At 63.6% G+C, this 22542-nt stretch carries 19 protein-coding genes and 3 tRNA genes; 4 read left to right on the top strand and 18 right to left on the bottom strand.

The features are described 5' to 3' along the window. Together CZ338_RS10890 and CZ338_RS02520 are read left to right on the top strand one after the other, a co-directional pair. Positions 1–1445, top strand: a 1445-nt coding sequence (locus CZ338_RS10890) for a YhgE/Pip family protein (protein WP_162287290.1), incomplete at its 5' end; no start/stop codon positions are given. After that, entirely contained in the window at positions 1442–3631 is a 2190-nt protein-coding gene (locus CZ338_RS02520) for a YhgE/Pip domain-containing protein (protein ID WP_087116706.1), read from the top strand. The genes CZ338_RS10890 and CZ338_RS02520, both read left to right, overlap by 4 nt. Positions 3632–3637: 6 nt before the next feature. On the opposite strand, the gene CZ338_RS10775 is transcribed toward CZ338_RS02520, so the two are convergent. From CZ338_RS10775 to CZ338_RS02480, 9 genes are all read right to left on the bottom strand, one after another. Beyond that, on the bottom strand, positions 3638–3838 hold the full coding sequence (locus CZ338_RS10775; RefSeq protein WP_143341237.1) for a hypothetical protein: 201 nt from the start codon (positions 3836–3838) through the stop codon (positions 3638–3640). Positions 3839–4044: 206 nt separating this feature from the next. Continuing rightward, positions 4045–4117: transfer RNA gene (locus CZ338_RS02515), tRNA-Glu, on the bottom strand. Between the two features lie 127 nt (positions 4118–4244). Continuing rightward, on the bottom strand, positions 4245–4763 hold the full coding sequence (locus CZ338_RS11215) for an ABC transporter substrate-binding protein (protein WP_268875419.1): 519 nt from the start codon (positions 4761–4763) through the stop codon (positions 4245–4247). Continuing rightward, complete coding sequence (locus tag CZ338_RS11210) at positions 4736–5197, bottom strand: extracellular solute-binding protein (RefSeq protein WP_087116704.1); 462 nt, start codon at positions 5195–5197, stop codon at positions 4736–4738. Before CZ338_RS11210 ends, CZ338_RS11215 begins: the two co-directional genes overlap by 28 nt. A gap of 127 nt (positions 5198–5324) precedes the next feature. Beyond that, entirely contained in the window at positions 5325–5882 is a 558-nt protein-coding gene (locus CZ338_RS02500; RefSeq protein WP_143341236.1) for an LURP-one-related/scramblase family protein, read from the bottom strand. 69 nt (positions 5883–5951) lie between these two features. Beyond that, positions 5952–6024: transfer RNA gene (locus tag CZ338_RS02495), tRNA-Glu, on the bottom strand. 55 nt (positions 6025–6079) lie between these two features. After that, positions 6080–6151: transfer RNA gene (locus CZ338_RS02490), tRNA-Gln, on the bottom strand. 149 nt (positions 6152–6300) lie between these two features. Further along, positions 6301–7791, bottom strand: a complete 1491-nt coding sequence (gene gltX, locus CZ338_RS02485; protein WP_087116702.1) for a glutamate--tRNA ligase — start codon at positions 7789–7791, stop codon at positions 6301–6303. A gap of 25 nt (positions 7792–7816) precedes the next feature. Then, entirely contained in the window at positions 7817–8932 is a 1116-nt protein-coding gene (locus CZ338_RS02480; protein ID WP_087116701.1) for an alpha/beta hydrolase family esterase, read from the bottom strand. A 228-nt stretch (positions 8933–9160) separates the two neighbouring features. On the opposite strand from CZ338_RS02480, the gene CZ338_RS02475 reads away from it, so the two are divergent. Then, positions 9161–10276: an isochorismate synthase gene (locus CZ338_RS02475; protein ID WP_087116700.1), complete on the top strand. Its 1116-nt coding sequence runs from the start codon at positions 9161–9163 to the stop codon at positions 10274–10276. Between the two features lie 85 nt (positions 10277–10361). Here CZ338_RS02475 and CZ338_RS02470 read toward each other — a convergent pair whose 3' ends face one another. The 7 genes from CZ338_RS02470 to CZ338_RS02440 all read right to left on the bottom strand — a co-directional run bounded on the left by CZ338_RS02470 (position 10362) and on the right by CZ338_RS02440 (position 19364). Next, positions 10362–11153 carry a fumarylacetoacetate hydrolase family protein gene (locus tag CZ338_RS02470; protein WP_087116803.1) on the bottom strand — a complete coding sequence of 264 codons (792 nt, stop codon included), beginning with the start codon at positions 11151–11153 and terminating at the stop codon, positions 10362–10364. Positions 11154–11225: 72 nt separating this feature from the next. Further along, positions 11226–12758 carry a cell wall-binding repeat-containing protein gene (locus CZ338_RS02465; protein ID WP_235839398.1) on the bottom strand — a complete coding sequence of 511 codons (1533 nt, stop codon included), beginning with the start codon at positions 12756–12758 and terminating at the stop codon, positions 11226–11228. Between the two features lie 31 nt (positions 12759–12789). Further along, positions 12790–13833, bottom strand: a complete 1044-nt coding sequence (locus CZ338_RS02460; RefSeq protein WP_087116698.1) for a 3-isopropylmalate dehydrogenase — start codon at positions 13831–13833, stop codon at positions 12790–12792. A gap of 153 nt (positions 13834–13986) precedes the next feature. Next, positions 13987–15603, bottom strand: a complete 1617-nt coding sequence (gene serA, locus CZ338_RS02455; protein WP_087116697.1) for a phosphoglycerate dehydrogenase — start codon at positions 15601–15603, stop codon at positions 13987–13989. A 42-nt stretch (positions 15604–15645) separates the two neighbouring features. Next, positions 15646–16572, bottom strand: coding sequence for a hypothetical protein (locus CZ338_RS02450; protein ID WP_087116696.1), 927 nt, complete (start codon positions 16570–16572; stop codon positions 15646–15648). After that, positions 16569–18389 (bottom strand): DUF262 domain-containing protein, encoded by a 1821-nt coding sequence (locus CZ338_RS02445; RefSeq protein ID WP_087116695.1) that lies wholly within the window; start codon positions 18387–18389, stop codon positions 16569–16571. The genes CZ338_RS02450 and CZ338_RS02445 overlap by 4 nt, the downstream gene beginning before the upstream one ends. Before the next feature lie 15 nt (positions 18390–18404). Then, positions 18405–19364 (bottom strand): cation diffusion facilitator family transporter, encoded by a 960-nt coding sequence (locus tag CZ338_RS02440; protein ID WP_087116802.1) that lies wholly within the window; start codon positions 19362–19364, stop codon positions 18405–18407. 223 nt (positions 19365–19587) lie between these two features. On the opposite strand from CZ338_RS02440, the gene CZ338_RS02435 reads away from it, so the two are divergent. Then, positions 19588–20184, top strand: a complete 597-nt coding sequence (locus CZ338_RS02435; protein WP_087116694.1) for a hypothetical protein — start codon at positions 19588–19590, stop codon at positions 20182–20184. Between the two features lie 655 nt (positions 20185–20839). Here CZ338_RS02435 and ilvC read toward each other — a convergent pair. Both ilvC and ilvN read right to left on the bottom strand, forming a co-directional pair. Continuing rightward, complete coding sequence (ilvC, locus tag CZ338_RS02430; RefSeq protein ID WP_087116693.1) at positions 20840–21856, bottom strand: ketol-acid reductoisomerase; 1017 nt, start codon at positions 21854–21856, stop codon at positions 20840–20842. Between the two features lie 157 nt (positions 21857–22013). Next, complete coding sequence (ilvN, locus tag CZ338_RS02425) at positions 22014–22541, bottom strand: acetolactate synthase small subunit (protein ID WP_087116801.1); 528 nt, start codon at positions 22539–22541, stop codon at positions 22014–22016. Position 22542 lies beyond the last annotated feature (1 nt).

Genomic DNA, 22542 nt, shown 5'->3' with positions numbered 1-22542 from the left:
CCTCCCCCGAGGCGGCGCCCGCCGCCTCCAACGCCGCAGCGCACGCCGCAAGCACGCAGCTCGGCGAGTCCGTGCCCGCGATCAACGCCTCGCTCGCCCAGGCCTCCGGCAGCGTTGCCTCCGTGCGCGGCGCGCTGAGCAGCCAGCGTGCCCTGCGTGAGGAGACAACCTCCCTGCTCGCCGGGGTGGACAACCAGCTCGCGGCCAGCCTCGGCATCCTCGACGAGGTCTCGGGCGATCTCGGCACGCTTGCCGACGGCGTTCGCTCCGCCCAGGCCGACATCAACGCTCTCCTGGCCACCTCCGGCACGGAGACCCTCAACACGGTGACGAACCTCAACTCGGCGAAGATCGGCGAGTACATCTCCTCACCCGTGACTGTCGAGCAGCAGGCCGTTTTCCCCACCGAGAACTACGGCAGCTCCATGGCCTCCTTCTTCACCAACCTGGCCTTGTGGATCGGCGCGTTCGTGCTGACGATCATCTTCCGCGTCGAGGTCGACACCGAGGGCTTCCGCCGCCTCACTGTCGGCCAGGCCTACCTCGGTCGCTTCCTCCTCTTCGCCACGCTCTCGGTGCTCCAGGCCGTCGTGGTGACGCTCGGCAACGTGGCCTTCGGGGTGCAGATGCAGTCCGTCACCGCCTTCCTCGCCACCGCAATCGCCATCGGGGTCGCCTACACGGGGATCATCTACTCCATCGTCTCCGCGCTCGGCCACATTGGCCGCGGCATCGCCGTCTTCCTCGTCGTCATCCAGATCCCGGGCGCGTCAGGCCTCTACCCCATCGAGCTCATGCCCGGCTTCTTCCGCCGCATCTACCCCTTCCTCCCCTTCCGCTACGGCATCGACGCGATGCGCGAGACCATCGCCGGGTTCTACGGCCATCACTACCTCCGCTTTTTGGCGACGCTTCTCGCCATGTCCGCCGCGGCCTTCGCCCTGGGGTGGCTGTTCCGACTCACCTTCTCGCACGCCAACCTCCTGTTCAACCGCCAGCTCGCGCGCACGAACCTGATCACCAACGAGAAGGTGGAGGTCATGGGCTCGCCCTACCGCGCGTCCGACATCATGGCCGCCCTGTCGGACCGGGATGAGTTCCGCGGGGGTGTCGAGAAGCGGGCGCGGATGCTGCGGGAGAACTACCGCACGCTCATCTTCGGCGGGATCGGCGCGGGCATTGTCGGCATCGCCATCATCACCCTGCTCACCATGCTCCTGCCCACCGACAAGACGATCATGCTGGCCATCGTCGTCGCCTGGTCGCTGCTGGTCGTCCTCTACCTCGGCGCGGTGGAGTACTTCACGCAGAGCCTCGTCGACGCCGAACAGGTCTCGCGCCTCGGCGAGGCCGAGTTGCGCGATGCCGTGATTCACCGCCACGACTCCGCCGGCACCAGCGTCACCATCGGGCCCGCGGATGCAGAAAGCGAGGTCACCAAGTGAGAACCGTCTTCTCCATCGCCTACAACGACCTGCGCCGGCTCTACACCAACGTCATGGCGGGCATCGTCATGGTCGGCCTCATCGCCATCCCCTGCTTCTTCGCCTGGTTCAACGTGCTGGCCACGTGGAACCCCTTCGCCAACACGGAGCGCCTCGAGGTGGCGGTGGCCAGCACCGACCGCGGCCACACGAGCGACCTCACCCCGCTGTCCGTCAACGTCGGCGACATGGTGCTCTCCCAGCTCTACCGCGACGACTCGATGGACTGGGTCATCACCGACGCCGACGATGCTATCGAGGGTGCGAAATCCGGCGAGTACTACGCCGCCATCGTCCTGCCGCCCACGCTGAGCGACGACATGTTCACCTTCTACGCCGGAAACGCCGAACCCAGCCGCATCGACCTCTACGTCAACGAGAAGAAGAACCCCATCTCCCCGCTGCTCATCTCCAACGGCACGCAGGGCGTCAGCGCCCAGATCAGCGCGTCGTTCACTAGGGCCCTCGCCGAGGTGTCCTTCGGGTTGATCGAGACGGCCTCGGACTTCTTCAACGAGGCGGAGACCAAGCAGGCACTCGACTCCATCGAGACGCGCACCGCCAGCGCCCGCGACCAACTGCTCTCCAGCGCCAGCACCGTGGACGCGCTCGCCTCGCTCACCGAGTCAAGCGTGCCGCTCGTCGACAGCGCCGAGCGGATCTCCGGGGCGCTGGGCGACTCCCTCGGGCAGGTCCGCCCCGTCGACCTCGGGGCCACCGGGGCGGGCCTCGGCGGAGACGGCGCGGCGCTTGCGGCGGCGCTGGGGGCGACGTCGGCAAGCTTTGCCGCCGTAAGCGACCGCGTCGACCAGCTGATGGCGGACTCTTCCGCCACCTCCCAGGCCACCGCCGCGAGTCTTACGGACATCGCCGCGCGCATCGATGTCCAGGTGAAGCAGTACACGGCCCTGCGCGACACAATCAACGGCCAAGTCGCCCCAGCGCTTCCCCCCGACGCCCAGCCGGGGGTGCACGCGGTGGTCGGCGACCTCAACGACGCCATCGCCCGCCAGACGGCTGTGCGCGACCGACTCATCGATGCCGCCGCGCGCCTCACCGCCGGGCAGGGCAACCGGGACGGGAAGAACGCGGACCGGCAGGAGATCAAGGACTCGATCGCCCGGGCCCGCGAGGCAATGGACTCCGCCAAGAATTCCTACGACACCGGGATCCGCCCGCGCCTCGAGGCGCTGTCGGGCTCGCTGGACAACGTCCGGGCGAACGTCGACAAGGCCCGCTCGGACATGGACGGCGTCTCCTCTGCCCTGGCCAACCGACCCGGCTCGCTGCGCGACACCCTCGCAGCCTCCGGTGCGGACCTGCGCGACACGGCGGAGTCTCTTCGCGCCAACGCGGCGAGGATGCAGGAGGCGCAGCAGTCGATCGCGCAGGCGCGCTCGAGCGGGGACCTGACGAAGCTGGCCGACCTCGTCTCCAGCCACCCGGAGGAGCTCGCCGACGCCCTCGTCGACCCAGTCAAGGTGGAGCGCAAGGAGATCTTCCCCCGCGTCAGTTTCGGCGCCGGCATGGCCCCGCTCTACACGGTGCTCGCCCTGTGGGTGGGCGCCCTGTTGACGTCAGTGGCCGTGCGCACGGACGACCGCTCCATCGAACAGAACGTGGTCGATCCCGGCCGCCTCACCACGGGCCAGAAGTACTTCGGCCGCTACCTGACGTTCGTGACCACCGGCCTGGCCCAATCCACGCTCCTCATGGCGGGGCTCATCGTCTACGTGGGCATCGAGCCCGCGCACCCCTTCCTCCTCTTCGTGGCGGGGTGGGTCTCGAGCTTGGTCTACCACCTGATCTGCTACACACTGGTGCTCTCCCTGAGCAACGCCGGCAAGGCCGTGGGCGTGCTCATCCTGGTGCTCCAGGTCTCGGCGGCGGGCGGCGCCTACCCGCTGCAGCTGCTGCCGGGCTGGGCACAGGCGATCAGCCCCTGGCTGCCCGCGACCTACTCGATCCGTGCTATGCGCGCCGCGGTCTTCGGCACCTACGGCTGGGACTTCTGGCAAGCTCTCGGCATCCTCGTCCTCTTCGCGCTGCCCTTCCTCTTTCTCGGCCTCTGGCTGCGCCACCTGCTGCACCACGCGATCGGCCGCATGGACGAGGCGGTTGCGCAGACCAAGGTGATGATGACCTAGCCGCGCCTACAGGTCGATGGTGCCGTTGAGGCTCCCGGTGACCGGGTCCTCGCGGTCGGTGGTAAACGCGCGCACCTCGCACCACGGCTCGGCCCCGCCCGTGAGCGCCACGAAGCCGACCTTGTCCCCGCCTCTCGAAAACTCGAGGGAGCGGAGCTTGTCGCCCCCAGCTGCACCATCTTCCGCCCCGGCCCGTTGTCGGCCCACGCGACGTCGACCACGTCGGAGCACCCGAGGCCGAAGCGGCGCAGCACCCCGTCGAGTATTGAGTTTGATGGTGCCCGTCAGCTGCGTCGAGCCCGCCTTGGACGATGAAGGGGGTGCCGCCCGGCGTGCCCCACTCAACTAACGAGCATTTGGCCCACACGCGAAAAAGCGGCCGGTGAATGTGATTCGCCGGCCGCTTCGCCTTGTACCCCGTACGGGATTTGAACCCGTGTTACCGCCGTGAGAGGGCGACGTCCTAGGCCGCTAGACGAACGGGGCGCGTTCGCTTTTGAATGCGACTCGCTAACAGTAAATGACACGAGCTCGAGAACCAAATCGGCTGGTGGAAGCCACGTTATACGGGGATAGACGAGCGGCGCGTTCACGTTCAGGCTGACTCTGTCCCCTACTGCTGGCTTCGGGTCCGTCGCCATGTGCGCGCGGAACTCGACACCGTCGGATTCTGGGCCTTCTCGGTAAGAATGAAGTTGATGTAGCGCTGCGCCGCTACTTCTTCTCCGAGTCCTTGAACACCGCGATGGGCTCGGTGATGTAGGGGCGAACCTTCAGTGGCGTAGACCTCCTTGATCGGGGATCCCTTCGCCGCCAGGTCGCGGACGAGGTAGTCGACCAAGACGCCAACAGGGTGGCCGCCACCGGCGATCTCCCGTGAGGTCGGGCCGTTCGACGCGGCGATCATCGGGTGGTTCTTGCCCAAATCAGTGACCCACGTTTCACCGAGCTTCTCGTCGTTCATCCACACGGTGGCGTTGAACGCGGCCGCACCGGACGCTGCAGGGTCCGGCATGACGATTTTGTCCATGAACTTCTCGTCCGTCAGGTCCACCCAGGAGGCCGGCGCGTCAGCCTGGTCGATCACCTCGGTGTTGTAGGCGATCACCGTGGGGATGATGCGGGTGCCCACGTAGTAACCCTCGTCGTCGACGGCTTCCTCGAGGACGCCCTCGGTGTCGACGTCGTCAACTTGGCCAGAAACTCGTCGGACTTGAGTCCCTCGAAGGTCGGGGCGTCTGCGGCCCAGATGATGTCGCCCTCGACCTTGCCGGAGGACTTCTCGGCGTCAATGCGAGCCTTCAGGTCGCCGGTGCCTGCGCGGTACACCTGCACCTCCACATCTGGGTTCTCCTCCTGGAACGCTTGGTTGATCTCGTCGACCTTCTCCTCCGGCTCCGAGGTGTAAACGGTGATGACGGTCTTTTCGCCCGACTGGGCCGCGGAATCTCCGCTGTTCTCACCGGAGGCAGAATCATCGGTACTCGGCTCGGAGCAGCCGGCGAGCGTGAGCGCCGCCGCACCGAAAACAGCGACCAGGGACATAGAAGTGCGGGAGATACGCATGGCGGGGTTTGCTCTCAATTCTTTCTCGAACCGCGCTCACCGTAGCGCCGACCTGCGACCACCGCTCGGCGAGTGAACAGCCCCGGCTCGTCTCCCTAGCACCCGGCCGCTTAGAAACGAAGCTGGATTAGGACTCCCGCATCTTCTCCCGCCGCATGTCCAAAGCGATGGCAATGCCGATCACTGCTGCGTGAAGATTCTCATCGAGTCCTGGTTCGAAGACGAGGCGGTACGTGGTCTTCCCCATCAAGGCGCGCCCCATGCCCGAGTACTCGGCATCCACGCGCGCAAGAGGACGCCCATCCACCGTGAGCTGATAGTTCAACTGAAAGATCTGGCCTTCGATCTTCACGGGCGGAAAACCGGTGATGTCCACATCGAATTTGGAGCCGATCCACGAGAACCGCTTTGTGATGTGGGCGAGTTCCGTCTGCGCGCCGGACTGGCTATCCACACGGCGAACGGTATAGGTGTCGCGGATAAAGTTCACCGGATCCTCGATGACCAGGGCCGGATTGCCAGCCGCGTCAGACACCTCAACGCCGCGGGACGCCTTCACCAGGTCGCTAAGCTTCAACGTTTGCCGGGCAGTGCCGAGCACGTGTCCGTCCGCACCCGCGATAGTGAACTCGTCGCGGCCGATCGTCTTGGACTGCGAGACGGTGAGCATATCTTCTCTGAACATGGGACCCACGATAGCGAAGAACCTCCGGCCCGCTTCGAAAGTGAAGCTGACCGGAGGTTCCCTGTGTTGTACCCCGTACGGGATTTGAACCCGTGTTACCGCCGTGAGAGGGCGACGTCCTAGGCCGCTAGACGAACGGGGCAAAGGACTATTTTGTCCAGCAGCTATCCGCAATCACTGATTGCTTCGAACTGCAGCTGGCCTACCAGGACTCGAACCTAGAATGACGGTACCAGAAACCGTAGTGTTGCCAATTACACCATAGGCCATCGTTTCTCAGTGCTTCCGGTGTATGTCCCGGCTGCTCTGAACAACGTCGATAACTATAACCACACCGACGATAGGTGACCAAATCACGAGGTCAGAGGGCCAAAAGCGACCCACCAAATAACGCCGGTGTGATTACGCCATCACACGCCTACTCCGCAGCTGGCTGGAACGGTGTCTGCTGCCGGGCCGAGCGCAGACGGGCGAGCGTCGACTCCCGCCCCAGCAGCTCCATGGACTCGAACAACGGCGGCGACACAGCTTCCCCGGAGACAGCGACACGGAGGGCGCCGTAGGCTTTGCGAGGCTTCAGACCCAAGTCGTCGATAAGCGCGCCGCTGAGCGCGTTCTCAATGTTCTCCGTGGTCCACTCCCCCACGTTCTCCAGCGCGGCGATGCCCGCATCGAGCGGCTCCACCGCGTCTTGCTTGAGGTTCTTCTTGGCCGCCTTCTCGTCGAGCACGAGGTCGGCATCCGGAGTGACGAGGAATTTGAGCAACCCGTACGCGTCGCCCAACATCTTGATACGCGTCTGAACAAGATCGGCCGCGACCGCGAACTTGTCCTCCGGGTAGTCCGCCGGGAAGTCCGTGTATTCGGTCAGGTACTCGCGGAGACGGTTCTTGAAGTCTTCCGGCTCAAGCAGGCGGATGTGATCGGCGTTGATCGCCTCGAGCTTCTTCTGGTCAAAACGCGCCGGGTTTGCCAGAACGTCCTTGATGTCGAAGGCCTGGACGAATTCGTCGACGCTGAAGATGTCCTGGTCCGCGGACAGCGACCAGCCGAGGAGCGCCAGGTAGTTGATCATGCCCTCCGGGATGATGCCGGCATCACGGTGGTTGAACAGGTTGGACTCAGGGTCGCGCTTGGAGAGCTTCTTGTTGCCCTGTCCCATCACGAACGGCAGGTGCCCGAATTCCGGAGTGAAGTCTGTGACACCGATGCGCTGCAGCGCCTCGTAGAGCGCCAGCTGGCGCGGAGTGGACGAGAGCAGGTCCTCGCCGCGCAGCACGTGGGTGATGCCCATGAGAGCGTCATCGACCGGGTTGACCAAGGTGTACAGCGGCGCGCCGTTAGAGCGGGCAACCACATAATCCGGCTGGGTCGCAGCTTTGAACTCCATGTCGCCGCGCACGAGGTCATGCCACTTCCAGTCCTTCTCCGGCATGCGCAGACGCCACACAGGCTCGCGCCCTTCGGCCTTGAAGGCTGCGACCTGCTCGTCGGTGAGGTCGCGGTCGAAATTGTCGTAACCGAGCTGCGGGTCGCGGCCGGCGGCGATGTGGCGCTCCTTGACTTCCTCCGTCGTGGAGTACGCCGGGTAGACCTCGCCCGCCTCGATCAGTTTGTCCAGGACGTCTTTGTAGATGTCCATGCGCTGGGACTGGCGGTACGGCTCGTGCGGTCCCCCCGTGACCACACCTTCGTCCCATTCCATGCCCAGCCATTGCAGCGAATCAATGATCGCCTGGTAGGACTCTTCGGAGTCGCGGGCGGCATCCGTGTCCTCAATACGGAACACGAGAGTGCCACCGGTGTGCCTGGCTTGCGCCCAATTGAAAAGCGCCGTCCGGACCATCCCCACGTGGGGCGTTCCGGTCGGCGACGGGCAGAAACGTACTCGTACAGGTGCGTCAGTCATGCACCTTACTGTAGCGTGCGGGCGGCTACTTGCTCACGCGGGATAGGACTGCCCACATGTCGTTCGCCGTGGACGGGTCGTACCACCAGAAGTGGTTGGAGCCGTGAACCTTGATCGCCTGCACCGGCTTATTGCAGCCGGTTGCGGAGATACGCGTGGCGTTGTGGCCCAGCGGAGCCTTGGTGATGTGGCCGACGTTGCAGCCGTTGCGGCGCTCGTAGGAGCTGAACAGGTCCGGCACGCCGAGGTAACGGGTGCCGCGGCGCACACCGCCGTTGTAGGCGGTCAGCGTGTCGTTCGTGCCGTGGTACGCGAGGAACGCGACCGGAATGTTCTGGCAATTGGCGTTCACCGGCCAGTAGTACGCGCCGGACACACCAGCGACACCGGCAAAGAGGTCGGCCATGTGGCACGCCGAGACAGCAGCCATGCCGCCGCCGGTGGACATGCCAGTGGCGTAGATGCGGCGGCGGTCAATGTTGTAGTAGCGCTGCAGGTCGTTGATCATCGCGCGGACAAAGCGGATGTCCTCGCCCGCACGGGTCGACGCAGTCGGCGAGCCCTCCCAAGAGGCGCCAATGGCACGCGGGTACACGATGATCGCGTCGCGGCCCACATTCGACTCGCGCAGACGGGAGTAGTTGCGGAAGTTCTCCGCAGAATCCTGGTACGCGGAATAGCCGACCATGACTGGTGTCGGACGCGAGGGGTTGTAGCCGCGCGGCACCCAGATGAGGTAGGAGCGGTTACCCACACGGATCTCGCCGTTATTTCCCGGCGCAACGGGCTGACCTGCTGTGGCACGCCACGGACCCGTAGATGGCTTAGGGGCCGGCGCGGGAGCCTTGGCCGGCGCCTGAGCCGGCGCAGGGATCGGGTTATAAGGAACCGAGGAACCAACGCCCGAGGGGATAGCACCGTTGACTTGGCGGGCCATGTCATTCCACGCGCGGTTGGCATTGTTCGCTGCGTCCGCAGCAGCCTTCGCCGCGGCATCAGCAGCGTTGCTGGAGCCTGCGGTGAGCTGCTCCGGGGACGGAAGCCCCTGAGCCTGCGCGGGTGCCGCCACAATGCCGGCGACCATCAAAATTCCTGCTGTGGCACCCATGAGCCGGCGGCCCCAGGTATTGGCGATTTTCATATGCGGCCTTTCGGGAAAAGTGTGAAAAGGAGGAGGCAAGCAATCGAGGCCGTCTCAGTCCGGTTAGACCCCAATAGTCACTTGCGTAACATTAGTTACAGGCGATCCGTTGTTCAACAGAACTTCGAAGATTTCTGGCGTTCGGCTGAAATCCGCTGAACAGCGAGCACTCTGATTCTAAAGCCCCGCCCTCAAAGTGCCACATGCCGCCCACTAGAATCGGTCCACATGTCATCCCACCGCCCCGATACCGCGCCAGACTTCCTGCTCTCACGCGCGGACGGCTCCGTGCGCACGCAAGGCTCCCGCACGAGCTTTATCGACGCCTGGGATGCCATCACCGCCCTTGAACGGGGAGACACCGAAATGATTGTGGGTGCCCTGCCATTCGACAGGGATGCCCCCGCCGCGCTCACCGTCCCCGAAACGATCATCCGGGAACCCGGACCGCTCGAACCGCACGCATATTACCGGGTCGGCGAAGGTGCCCAGCTCTCCGCCCACGTCACCGGATACGACCCCGAGCCGCACGAGCATCTCCGCCGCATTGAGGCTGCCGTCGCCACCATCGAGGACTCATTGCTGAACAAAGTTGTTCTCGCCCGCGCCGTGGACATCGCATTTGATCCGCCTGTGGACGCCCGACTGGTCGCCGCCCGCCTCATCGACCTCTCCCGCACCCGCGACGGCTTCATCGCCGATCTCACCCCCGCCGGGAAGCCCGGACACATGCTGGTCGGCTCTTCGCCTGAGCTCCTAATCAAGCGGCGAGGGTTGACAATTTCCTCCTATCCCCTTGCCGGATCAGCAGCACGCATTTTCGACGACCCAGCCGCTGATGCCGCAGCCGGCGAAGCGCTCGCGCACTCCGCAAAGGACCTTGACGAGCACTCTTACGTGGTCGAGCACATCCGATCCGTACTGGAACCGTTGTGCGAGGAGCTCACCATCCCGGATCGACCAGTGCTGACCAAAACGAACGAGATGTGGCACCTAGCCACCCCGATTTCAGGCACGCTGCGCACCCCTGCACCGACCGCGCTCGACCTTGCCGCACGCCTCTATCCCACCCCGGCGGTGTGCGGCTCTCCGCAGCACGCCGCGGAAGCCCTGATCACCACCGCCGAATCGGACAGGTCCTTCTACGCGGGAACCGTCGGGTGGTGCGACAGCAGCGGCGACGGTGAATACATGGTCTCGATCAGGTGCGCCGAAGTCGACGGCGACGGAACATTCGCCCGCGCTTGGGCCGGCGGCGGGCTCGTCGCAGCCTCCGACCCAGAGCAGGAACTGGCGGAAACCACCGCTAAGCTGCGCACCATCCAGCGTGCGCTGGGCTTGTGACCGTACTTCTAAGTGCCCCGGAAATGAAAAAACTCCCCGCCGTAATCGCGCAGCGCACAATTGGCGGGGATGGGTGAAGCGGATTTTAGGCGCGCTCGACCGGGTTCTTCAGTGTGCCGATGCCGCCGATCTCCACCTCGATCGTGTCGCCCGGAACCATCTCCGCGGTTCCAGCCGGTGAACCGGTGCAAATGACGTCCCCCGGCAGCAGGGTGTAGGCAGAGGTGATGAATTCGATGATGGTGCCCAGCTTCCAAATCATCTGGTTGGAGTTGGAGTCCTGCTTCGTCTCCGTGGTCCCCTCGTGAGTCAGGTGAGCCTTGATGGGCAGATCATCAAAGTCGAATTTGTCCAGATCGGTCTCAATCCATGGACCAAGCGGACAGAACGTGTCGATGCCCTTGGCGCGCGCCCACTGTCCGTCGGAGAACTGGAGGTCGCGGGACGACACATCGTTGACGATAGTCACTCCGCGCACGACAGATTTCCAGTCTTCTGCCTTGACATTCTTGCACGGAACGCCGATCACCAATGCCAGCTCACCTTCGAACTCGACTCGGGTGGCAAACTCCGGGATTTTGATCGGTGCTTCCGGCCCGATCACAGCGGTCGGGGGCTTGAGGAAGAGGGTCGGCGGCAAGTGCTCTGCGGACTGCTTGAACACCTCCGCAACGTGGTCGGCGTAGTTGCGGCCGATTGCAACTACCTTACTGGGAAGCATCGGGGCGAGCAGGCGCACGTCTTCTAGGGCCCACTCTTTGCCCGTGTACTCGGGATCCGTGAATGGGGTCCCTTTGATCTGCTTCGCGGTGGTCGCATCGTCGTCGATGACCGCGAATGTCATTCCCTCAGGTGTCGCAATTCGTCCAAAACGCATGCCCACGAGCATACGCCACGGGCCTACCCCACCGCGTAGGGTTAGCCGATCAATTCTGGTCTATTGATAGCGCTATTGATAGCTCACGAACCACGGACGCGGCTGCACCATGTTGTACGTCTGTTCAGGAGTGAACATCGGCATGTCCTCGTCGATGAAGTTCTTCCATGCCATGAAGAATTGCGGCTGAAGGTCCTGGCGCATCACATTCCATGTCTCAAACTTCTGCTCTGCCGTACCGTGACCGTCCGCGTGCAGGATGAAAGAGAGCTCGGGTGCGGATGTCTGGATGTTCTCCCGATCCGGCAACATGGCTAACTGGAACTGGTGAATAATCAGCGCTTTTTGCGGCAGGCCATTTTCGCGCGTGAGGTTTGCCAACCATTCCGTCGCCTCGTTGATTTCAGCGGCGGACGATGACCCAACCTGTGCTGCCGGCTGCTGACCGGGCTGCAACTTCCATTCGGCATCGAGTGCGAGACCCACATTAGGGCGCTTGAGCAGTTCCTCATAGCGTACTGCCTGTTCCTTGAACGTAGTCAACCCCGGCTGCAGATCAATGACGGCATACCCGCCAGCTTCTGTGATCGCGTCGATGTACGGTTCCAGCTCCGCGGGATCCGACTCGTTGGTGAAGTTGCCGTCGTCGCCGGGTTCGGACGAGGCCACAGTGGCAATTACCTCGAATGCCGGAATGATCTTCTCATCGGTGAGCTCCTGGTATTGGCGCGCCCATTCTTTGACCACATTGACCGCCTCAGCAGGGGGCTGCTCCCCCATTTGACCCAATGCGGGCCCGGAGGGGTGACCGTAGGTGGCGATCATGCGCCGCCCTGGGAACACAAGACCGCCGCCGCCCGGCAGCTCCCCGTTCTTGGCCAGCTCGATGGTGGAGCGGAAGCGCTCAGTGCTGCCGAACTGCCGGCCCAAGGCGAGGGCCTTCTTGTCCGTGACCTGGTCCATCGATTCCTTTGTCACCCTCGGATCAGCGTAGGACAGCACAGTGACAGGGAGCTTCGATGCCGCCGCTGTGGCCGCCGCCGCGAAGGACGTCAGCTCGGTGGCGAAAATCGGGACATTCCCGTTCTCCTGCGGTGCCCCGCCAGCGTTACGGGCGCGTTCCACAATCGCAGTGATTTCCTGATCTTTCTCAGCCGTCACTGGTTGGGTGTCCGTAATCAGCTGCAGATCTTCCGGCTCCGTCTCCGCACCCGCTTTCTCACCCACGTGAATAACGCGGGTCGCGCCTAAACGCCGTATCTCTTCGTCGACAGCCGCGGCTGCTTGAGGTGCCGAGAATCTGGTCAGCATCGGTACACCGAGATCCACCGCGATAGCGGCGGCCTTAAGGCGGTTCTCCCTGTCGGGAGCTGAGACGACAACGGTGTCGGATTCGGGGAAGAATTTCTGCGACACCTCTGCACCGCTGCCGTCCGGATCGGCGATCACCTGGGAGCCGTCTTTGACCAGAGAAGCCGCGAAACTGTTGTCCTCTGCCGAGATTGAGCTCTCGGCAGAGCCCGAGCTCCCAGTCCCCTCCCCGCCGAAAACCGAGCACCCGGAAATCAGCATCGAGGTGGATACCGCAACTGCGGCGACTGTCATGGGCCGGGATCTAAAACGCATGGGAAGAACCCTACTTCAGGGCTTCCGCTATGCGTGTTCCGACCTGTTGCGTGAAATTCGATTCAGAGGTAGAGCCGACAGAGAAATCGGTGTCGCGCCGGGCGGAGACATCTGCGGCGACGGCATCTTCGATGCGGGTGGCTCCGGTTTCGTCGTCAAGCCAGCGGAGCATCATCGCGACGGAAAGAATCATCGCGGTCGGGTCAGCTAGCCCCTTGCCTGCGATGTCTGGGGCGGAACCGTGCACCGGCTCGAACATGGACGGGTTGGTGCGGGAGGCGTCGATGTTGCCCGAGCACGCGAGACCGACGCCGCCGGCAACGGCGCCGGCCAGGTCGGTGAGAATGTCGCCGAAGAGGTTGTCAGTGACAATCACGTCGTAGCGGCTCGGGTCGGTGACCATGTAAATGGTTGCGGCATCGATGTGGTTGTAGTCGACCTCAACTTCCGGGTACTCGGCCGCGACATCATTGACCGTGTTCTGCCACAAAGCGCCCGCGTTGGTCAGCACGTTGGTCTTGTGCACGAGGGTGAGCTTCTTGCGGCGCGCCATCGCTGTCTCGAAACCGTGGCGGACCAGGCGCTCGACACCGTAGCGGGTGTTCTGGGAGACCTCGCACGCGACCTCCGCCGGGGTGCCCTGGCGCAGGGTTCCGCCGTTGCCGGCGTAGAGTCCCTCGGTGCCCTCGCGAACAACCACGAAGTCGATCTCGCCCGGGTTAGCCAGAGGACTCACCGCCGTCGGGTACAGCTTCGACGGGCGCAGGTTGACGTAGTGATCGAGCTTGAAGCGCAGCGGCAGCAGCAGGCCGCGCTCGAGGACACCGGCAGGAACGCGCTCCGGATCACCGATGGCCCCGAGCAGGATCGCGTCGTGCTCGCGAAGGCTGGCCAAGTCATCGTCCGTAAGCAATTCGCCGTTGCGCAGATAGCGTCGGGCGCCGAGGTCGTACTCGGTCAGCTCCACGTCGTCGCGCACCGCGCGCAGGACCTTCAGTCCCTCTTCCATTACTTCGGGACCAATGCCGTCCCCTGCAATCACCGCAATTTTCATGCGCTTCAGCTTAACAACAACGGCTTAACGGATTCGCCTCTTGGTGCGTCCAACGCGCCTTCCGGATCGTGACGGGGCGCATGCCCGGGGGCGACATGCAGTGAGCCCCAGATGACGTTCTCATCCGGGGCTCACTCCTACTGCGGGAGAAATTTAGTCGAGGTCGAGCTGAATGCAGTCGGCCTCGATCGACTGAGCCACTGCATCCTCGAGCTCCTGCGGGACCTCGGACTCGACGCGGAGAATGAGGAAAGCACCGTCGCCTTTAGCGGACTGTGTGAGGGCGGCAGCCTCGATGTTGATGCCCTCGTTGCCCAGCTGGGCACCGACGTGGCCGAGAGCGCCCGGCTTGTCGGTGTAGGAAAGGAACAGGTTGCGGCCCTGTGCGCGCATGTCCACGCCACGGCCGTTGATGCGCACGATCTTCTCCACGCGCTCCAGGCCGGTCAGGGCACCCTCCACGGTCGCAGTCTCGCCGTTGGCGGACACGACCTGCACTTCGAGGGCGGAACGGTGGTCGCGGGACTCGTTGGCCACACCAGATTCGACCTCTAGGCCGCGAGCTTCCGCGATCGCCGGGGCGTTGACAAAGGTCACAGGCTCTTCCACGATGCCGGAGAACAAGCCGCGCACAGCCGACAGAGCCAGCGTCGACGGGTCCTCGGTGGACAGCTCGCCGCGGGCGGTGACGCGGAGGGACACCGGGGCGTCGTCAAGCAGCTTGCCCGCGAGAAGGCCGAGCTTGCGTGCCAGCTCCAGCCACACAGCCACCTCTTCGCCGACGGCACCGCCGACGACGTTGACGGCGTCGGGCACGAACTCGCCCACCAGCGCCTTCAGCACAGAACCAGCGACATCAGTGCCCGCACGGTCCTGCGCCTCGCTTGTCGACGCCCCGAGGTGCGGCGTCACCACAACCTCCTCGAGAGCGAACAACGGAGAATCCGTGCAGGGCTCGGTGGCGTACACGTCGAAGCCGGCGCCACGGATGGGGCCGTTCACAATGGCGTCTGCAAGCGCCTGCTCGTCGACAAGCCCTCCGCGCGCGGCGTTGATGATGATCTGGCCTTCCTTCGCCTTGGCCAGCAGCTCCGCGTTGAACATGCCCTGTGTCTCTTTGGTCTTGGGCAGGTGAATGGTGACAAAGTCCGCGCGGGAGACGAGCTCCTCCAGCTCCACGAGCTCTACACCGAGCTGTGCGGCGCGTGACGGGTTCGCGTACGGGTCATAAGCGATGACCTCGGTCTCGAATGCTGCGAGGCGCTGGGCGAAGAGCTGGCCGATGTGGCCGAAGCCCACGATGCCGACGGTCTTGCCGAAGATCTCCACACCCTTGAATGCGGAACGCTTCCACTCGCCGTCGCGCAAAGTCTTGTCGGCGGCCGGGATCTGGCGTGCGGTGGACAAAAGGAGCGCGATTGCATGCTCGCACGCGGAGTGGATATTCGACGTCGGCGCGTTGACGACCATCACGCCGCGCTGCGTTGCCGTGTCCACGTCGACGTTGTCCAAACCGACACCTGCACGGCCCACAATCCGGAGGTTCGGTGCTGCCTCAAGGACTTCACTGTCCACTGTCGTCGCGGAACGGACGAGAAGAGCCTGCGCCTCGGGCACGGCCGCGAGCAGTTCCTCGCGGTTGGGGCCGTCGACCCACCGCACCTCCACGGAATCGCCCAAGGCGTCGACGGTCGACTGGGCGAGCTTGTCTGCAATGAGGACAACGGGCTTGGCTTCGGGGTTGGACACGGATGCGGTCACGGTGCTCATCTCCTACGGCGTAGTGGTTGGCGGATATTGATTCATTAAACCTTAATCCGGCATCTGAGGAAGCGAGGAAATATTATCCAAGTCGCCCGGCGCGACCGCCGCTTCCGCCTCGCGGATGCGCTCCGCCAGCTTCTCCGCGGTCCCGAAACGGCCGAGCGCCACCAAAGGCTTCTCAGATAATCCCGCGGTGAGGACCAGAGTGCGCTCGCTCACCCTCGGATCCGGCTGGTCGGTCACGAAAACGCTTGCGCCGAACGCCCGAGCCGTGGCTATCGACGCGATGGATGTGGACGGCAGAGCGATGACCTGCGGAGCCATCTCTGCATCCTGGCGCGACCGCACTGGAACCACACCGGATTCTGCACCGGCACTGACATGCTGGGGCGGCCCGTACGTGGCATTCAGCCACGTCGGTTCCATCTCCTTCAAATCAGCCACCGCCGCAGCAGCATCTGCGGGCCGTGAGACTTCCCGCTCTTGAAAGCGCAGTGCTGTCGCCTTCTCCAGAGCCTCAAGTCCGCCCGGATCTTTAATCACCCGAAGCTGCTCCGTGTAGCCCAGCACCGGCACATCCCCCACCGCAAAGACGGTGTGTGTGGACATGCGCTCGATCTCACGGATGACCTCCGCGTGCTGGGCGCTGTGATAAATGATCATCGGGGCGTGGACAACCACTGCGAGCGATGCCGCACGGAGCTGCGATGCGGGAGTGTCGTCGGCGAGGATGAGCACCTCGGATGCCGGGAAGAAAAGCTTGCTGGTGGCAAAACCGTCCGGGTCGTCAATCACCACCGGCTGCTCCTCGAAGCGGTCCGACACATGGCGCGACTGGTTGACGGTGCGCGCTTCCTGCAGGACCGGGTCTTCTTGCGGCTTTTCCTCTACTCCTTCCCCCGTGCACCCGGTGAGCAGAAGCGCGGCGCTCGCGAGAACTGCAGTCAGCTGCTTGAATTGGGCAGCTCCTGTCATTCGGCGCCTTCGTTCACGTCTCCACTGCCTTCGTGGTCAGAGACCTGCGCGATGACGTCGCTGACGTCCTCGTTCACATCGCGGACCACCTGCTTATTCATCGCGTACTCGATGATGCCCACCATCCGGTCGCGGCGGTCGATGAAATACGCCTGCCAGTTCGAGGTGAACAGGTACTCCGGCTCAAGTTCATGGGTGGACAGGACGGCATCGAACTCCTCGTCCTCCATGATTGCCTTGGATTGCAGGCGCGACAAGTAACGCTTCGGATCCGCATCCTCGATCACAGCCTCGGTGCGCTTGCCAAGCGGGGTGCGGTTGAGCACTGACTGGGCGAGCTCTGGCTTCACACCGTGCACCCGGCAGAACCCGTCGGGGAAGACTTGATGGAACCCCGGTCTAAGCTCCGCGGCCGTCGCCGCTGTGAACGTCTTCCCGGTGCGCCAGTCGCGGGCACCGCGCGCCATCAGCAGGGAGAAAAGACCGCGGTAAACACCGGAGTCAGCGCGGGCGGTAATGAGCCGAGACTCGTTGAAGGAGGCGTCCTGGACCGTCTTCGGCACAACGTCGGTGTCGCCCTTCGCCCAGGGAGTGACCTGATCCACGTCGGAACCTGCCCGGATCGACGGTGCGTGCGCTCCGTAGAGCTCGCCGAACACACCGTTCCAGTACCACTGGTTGATCCGGTCCCAGGTACTTGTCTGCTCCAGGCAGCCTTCCTCCCAGGACAGGCGGGCAAGAATGACGGCAAGCGGGACCAGCTGGTGGGAATACGGCACCTGATCAACGGAGAAGATGCACCGGTCCGACAGAAAATCGGCCGCGCGGATGAAGCCGCTGAGCAAATCGCGGGAAGCCCACAAGTAGTCGTGGAGACTGAGGTTGAGGATGTCGCCGCGGTGTCCCCGGGCCGACCCATGGGTGCTGGTGACTAGAAGGGACACACCGCGCAGGAAGCGGACACGGTCGATCTCGTCGAGAGCTGGGTGAGCACGGAGCACGGCCTCGCACTCGTCCCAGTGCGCCGCGAGGGAGAAGCCAGGGTCCTCGAGCGCGAACACCGCGGTGAGCAGCTCAAAGACGTCCATGGACACGCCCGTGGAATTGGCCTGGGCGAAGACTTGGCCGACACCGATTTGGGAGGTCCCGCGGTCAAGACGAGTCATCGGCACGTCGTAGGCTGCCAGTGGACGCAGAACGCGCCGGTGGAATTCCTTCACGTCTTCACGCACGGCGGGATCATCGGTGTTCGCCGCCATATCGAAGAGAAGGTCGTTGCCTTCTTCCCACAGCAGCGCAGAAACGGGCACCACGTAGTTGTCCACCATTGTCTGGCGGTCCGTGATGCCGCCCTCGATGTCCGGACCGAAGTGGGAGCGCACCACTCCGTCGTCGTCAACCGCGAAAATCGCTTCCGACGGCATCGGGTCACTCGCGACAGCCGCGCGCACATCCACGAAAAAGCGGCGGAAGATGCTCCTGCCCCGGAAGTCGAGCACCTCGATGCGCCCGTCGCCCTGCAGCGTCAGGTACAGCGACGACAGCCTTTGCTGGCCGTCCAGCAAGAGCAGTCCCGGTTGTTCGTCCGTCTCCGGTGCGCCCGGGAGAGGTCGCGGCCGGAATCTCATCGGTTCGTTGCGCGTGTCCAGCGCCAGCAGCGTGCCCACCGGGTAGCCGCGCAGCACCGCGGACAGGAGCGTCCGGGTCCGGTCGACATCCCACAGGTAAGTCTGCTGGAAGTCCGGAGTTTGGAGTTCGCCGCGCTCAGCGCGGGCGAATAGGTCGGTCAAGGAGTAGCTAGGCGTTGTAAACCCCATGGCTCCGAGTCTAGATCAGACTCCGCCGTCACGAGGAGCACAGTAAACCTCGTGCTCGTAGTGCCCCGGACCTTCGATTTGAATGGTGGCATGCTCGATCCCAAGTTCCCTCAACCGCCCCTGCGCCCGATCGAGCAGAACTCCGTGATCGGCCGTAGTAATAAGGTGCACGGTGCACAGCACATCCGTTCCGCCCGCGGACCACAGATGCAGGTCGTGGATCGCATCCACGCCTTCGAGCGCCACCAGCTCGTCCCCGACCGCTTCCGGGTCGACACCATCTGGGACGCGTTCCAAGAGCACGCTTATCGACGTCTTCAGCAACCCCCACGCCCTTGGCAACACCAACCCGGCGATGATCAGCGAGGCCACCAGATCTGCCCCGGTGAATCCAGTGACGGCGATGACCACGCCGGCAATGATCACAGCGACCGATCCGAGCAGGTCCACTAAAACGTGCAGAAAAGCGCCCTCGATATTGATCGACTGCTTCCGCTGAGCTTGCAGAGCAGCTGCCGATGCAGCGTTAGCTACCAAACCGATCACGGCCACAATGATCATCGTCCGGGTGTCGATGGGCTCGGGCCTACCAATCCTCTGGACCGCCTCCACCACGATCCACACGGAGATAAGCGCCACCGTTACAGCGTTGACCGCCGCAGCCAGCACTTCCGCACGCCGGTACCCGAATGTCGCGTACTGCGACACCGGCCTGCGCCCCAGCGACACCGCCACGAGCGCGATGATCAGACCAGTGGCGTCCGAAAGCATGTGCATCGCGTCGGCCATGAGCGCCATCGATCCCGACAGCCATCCACCGATCAGCTCCGCAAAGAAAACCACCGCAGTGATGCCGAGCGCAGTGCCCAACGCCCAAAACGGCGCGTCGCCCACACTGTGATCGTGGTGATCGTGGTGATCGTGCGCGTGACCGTGCCCGTGGGGGGCGTGGCGACCGTGCGCGTGTTCCGTCATGGTCACCACTCTATAACAAATTGGCGCTTAATGCAACCTTATTGAAAATGCCGCGCCTCAACACCACTTCGCTCACCTGCATAGACCTTGGTTTCCCTCGTTGGCCGCGCAAGACCGCCATGAGAGCTCCGCGTCGCGACTCTGAAAATCCTGTTACTGTGGGGCGCTGACTGATTAACCGGTCTATTACTTAGGAAACCTTACTTAGAAAGGTGGTCGCATTATGACCAGCAAGACCCCGAACGATCCGAACAACCTGCCCAAGGAAGCTGCTGACCGTCTCGGCCACGGCGAGCGCGTCACCGACAACCTTGACGAGACCCGCGTTCACGACAAGCTGAACGAGACCCGCGTCAACGAGGAGCGCATCAAGCCGGCCGACACCACCGCTACCCGCGAGGTCCGCACCGAGACCCGTCCGGCAACCACCGGCGGCTCCACAGTCGCTGAAGAGGGCGAGGGCGGCAACGGCTGGTGGAAGTGGCTGCTCGGCCTGCTGGCTCTGGTCCTGCTGGGCCTGCTGATCTGGTCCCTGGTCAGCGGCGGCGACGACGAGTCCACCGACTCCACCTCCGTCACCGGCACCACCACTGTCGATGTCACCACCACCGAGGCAGCCACCGCTTCCGCTGATGCCGCCGGTACCGCAGGCGATGCCACCGACGCTGCTGGCGATGCAGCTGGCAACGCCACCGACGCCGCAGGCGATGCAGCCGGTAACGCTGGCGACGCCATCGGCGACGCTGCAGGCAACGCCACCGACGCTGCAGGCGATGCTGCCGGCAACGCTGGCGAGGCCGTTCAGAACGCCACCAACTAATTAGTCGCTCGCCGTTAAGTCCGGTTATCGCCGGACCACACGGCAGCCACTCACCCCGCATTCCCGCACAGGGATGCGGGGTTTTCCTGTGCTCACTCTTCTCACACATCGGCAGTGGCCGGCACCATCGCCTCCACACCCCTTGACTGTGCCAGTTTGCGCCACCGCCGCCACGCCGCGGTCAGGAACTGAGCCGTCCCCTACCCCGTTCAGCCCTTTTCGACCGCGTCACACATATCCGTGATGGCGCATTCACCCATTGACAGTCCCGTCAGGCTTGGGAGTCGTCTTCTCAGTTCATGCCAACCAGTTAATGCCAAAGTGCACGGCAGGCGGCTGGCGCCGGGGCAATGGGAGGACCGGCGCTGGCAGACGAACCGGAGGAAGACCGGTGCAAAGGCGAGCAAGGGCAGAAGCATCCACAGCCTGAGTAGCGCGAACCTGATCGGCAACAATCGAACGGGAACTTCGCTGAAATGGCCCGTATGCCAAACTGCGCAGACATACACGTCGGTGGTTACGGTCGATCGTTACCGTTCGCTCTCTGCTGGGCGCTAAAGCGGGCATAGAGAAACCGCCCAGAACCACGATGGCTCTGGGCGGCTGGTCTATTTTCTACCGCGGGCTTGTACTGCCCGGGCCGTACCGGGATGGCTTAGCGGGCGGTGTCGTTGAGCGGGTTCTGGACCCAGCTCATCATGTCACGGAGCTGGGCACCGGTCTTCTCGATCGGGTGCTGGGCAATGTTCTCGCGCAGGCCCTCGAGCTCCTTGTTGCCGCCCTCAACGTTTGCGATCAGACGCTTGGTGAATTCACCGGACTGAATGTCCTTGAGCACCTCACGCATACGGTCCTTGGCACCCTCATCGACAACACGCGGGCCAGAGAGGTAGCCACCGAACTCAGCGGTGTCAGAGACGGAGTAGTTCATGTTGGCAATACCGCCTTCGTAGATCAGATCCACGATGAGCTTCATCTCGTGGAGGCATTCGAAGTACGCCATCTCCGGCTCGTAACCGGCTTCGGTGAGGACGTCGAAGCCGTTCATGATCAGCTCTTCCAGGCCACCGCAGAGAACCGCCTGCTCACCGAACAAGTCGGTGACGGTCTCAGCTTCGAACGTGGTCGGGATGACACCGGCACGGGCACCGCCAATCGCTGCCGCGTAAGACAGAGCGAGGGCCTGGCCGTTGCCGGACGGGTCCTGCTCGACGGCGATGAGGCACGGAACGCCCTTGCCGTCAGCGAAGGTGCGGCGGACCAAGTGACCCGGACCCTTCGGGGCAACCATGGCGACGGTGATGTTGTCGGCCGGATCAATGAGCTTGAAGTGGATGTTCAGGCCGTGGCCGAAGAACAGGGCATCGCCCTCGTTCAGGTTGGGCTCAATGTCGTTTGTGAAGATCTCGGCTTGGGAGGTGTCCGGAGCCAGGAGCATGATCACGTCGGCCCACTTGGATGCTTCCGCGTTGGACTTGACCTCGAAACCAGCTTCGCGTGCCTTCTCCGCGGACTTGGAGCCCTCACGCAGACCGATGACCACCTCAACACCGGACTCGCGCAGGTTCTGAGCGTGCGCGTGGCCCTGGGAGCCGTAGCCGATGACTGCGACCTTGCGGCCCTGGATGATGGACAGATCAGCGTCGTCGTCGTAGAAAACTTCAATTGCCATGAGCTGAGCACTCACCTTTCTTTGTATCTGCGCACTTTAAGCGCCTTGAACATGCGGTTGACACGCAAAGGGCTTATGGGGCCGGAACGCGTCCCGCATGTTGGGCGACAAGTTTCACTATACGGGACGCTTGTCGTCCATTGTGGGATGAGGGCACCTATTTGGACGGTGCCATTGTCTTTGGCCCGCGGTTCAGTGCGACCTGGCCGGAGCGCACCAGTTCGCGAATGCCGAACGGCTCGAGCACTTCGAGGAACGCGAGCAGCTTGCTCGGCGTACCGGTCGCCTCGATCACCACGGAATCCGGGGCGACATCCACCACGCGGGCACGGAAAATGTTGGCGGCGTCGACTACCTGCGGGCGGTTGCTGTTGTTGGCGTTGACTTTGACCAGCATGAGCGACCGCGCGATCGTGTTCTCCTCCTCGAGGCGGACCACCTTGATCACCTGGATCAGCTTGTTCAACTGCTTGGTCAGCTGCTCCACTGCATGCTCGGACGCGTCGACCACGACGGTGAGACGGTTGATGCCCGGTGTCTCCGTCTTAGCTGAAGTCAGCGAAACTAGGTTGAAGCCGCGGCGGGTGAACATCGCGGTAACGCGGGTGATAATGCCGTCGACATCCTCCACCAGAACGGAGAGGACACTACGGGTGACATCGTCGAAGATCTCGTTGTTGTTCATC

Origin of the sequence: Corynebacterium urinipleomorphum (assembly GCF_900155535.1) — a bacterium.
Lineage (GTDB): Bacteria > Actinomycetota > Actinomycetes > Mycobacteriales > Mycobacteriaceae > Corynebacterium > Corynebacterium urinipleomorphum.
Note: the sequence above shows the minus strand (reverse complement) of the source record. Positions and strands in the feature narration are given on the sequence as shown.

Excerpts from the sequence above, each read along its gene's own strand:
- CZ338_RS11210 (WP_087116704.1), bottom strand. The coding sequence starts at position 5,197 with ATGCGTATCTCCCGCACTTCTATGTCCCTGGTCGCTGTTTTCGGTGCG.
- CZ338_RS02500 (WP_143341236.1), bottom strand. The coding sequence starts at position 5,882 with ATGTTCAGAGAAGATATGCTCACCGTCTCGCAGTCCAAGACGATCGGC.
- gltX (WP_087116702.1), bottom strand. The coding sequence starts at position 7,791 with ATGACTGACGCACCTGTACGAGTACGTTTCTGCCCGTCGCCGACCGGA.
- CZ338_RS02480 (WP_087116701.1), bottom strand. The coding sequence starts at position 8,932 with ATGAAAATCGCCAATACCTGGGGCCGCCGGCTCATGGGTGCCACAGCA.
- CZ338_RS02475 (WP_087116700.1), top strand. The coding sequence starts at position 9,161 with ATGTCATCCCACCGCCCCGATACCGCGCCAGACTTCCTGCTCTCACGC.
- CZ338_RS02470 (WP_087116803.1), bottom strand. The coding sequence starts at position 11,153 with ATGCGTTTTGGACGAATTGCGACACCTGAGGGAATGACATTCGCGGTC.
- CZ338_RS02465 (WP_235839398.1), bottom strand. The coding sequence starts at position 12,758 with ATGACAGTCGCCGCAGTTGCGGTATCCACCTCGATGCTGATTTCCGGG.
- CZ338_RS02460 (WP_087116698.1), bottom strand. The coding sequence starts at position 13,833 with ATGAAAATTGCGGTGATTGCAGGGGACGGCATTGGTCCCGAAGTAATG.
- serA (WP_087116697.1), bottom strand. The coding sequence starts at position 15,603 with ATGAGCACCGTGACCGCATCCGTGTCCAACCCCGAAGCCAAGCCCGTT.
- CZ338_RS02450 (WP_087116696.1), bottom strand. The coding sequence starts at position 16,572 with ATGACAGGAGCTGCCCAATTCAAGCAGCTGACTGCAGTTCTCGCGAGC.
- CZ338_RS02445 (WP_087116695.1), bottom strand. The coding sequence starts at position 18,389 with ATGGGGTTTACAACGCCTAGCTACTCCTTGACCGACCTATTCGCCCGC.
- CZ338_RS02440 (WP_087116802.1), bottom strand. The coding sequence starts at position 19,364 with ATGACGGAACACGCGCACGGTCGCCACGCCCCCCACGGGCACGGTCAC.
- CZ338_RS02435 (WP_087116694.1), top strand. The coding sequence starts at position 19,588 with ATGACCAGCAAGACCCCGAACGATCCGAACAACCTGCCCAAGGAAGCT.
- ilvC (WP_087116693.1), bottom strand. The coding sequence starts at position 21,856 with ATGGCAATTGAAGTTTTCTACGACGACGACGCTGATCTGTCCATCATC.
- ilvN (WP_087116801.1), bottom strand. The coding sequence starts at position 22,541 with ATGAACAACAACGAGATCTTCGACGATGTCACCCGTAGTGTCCTCTCC.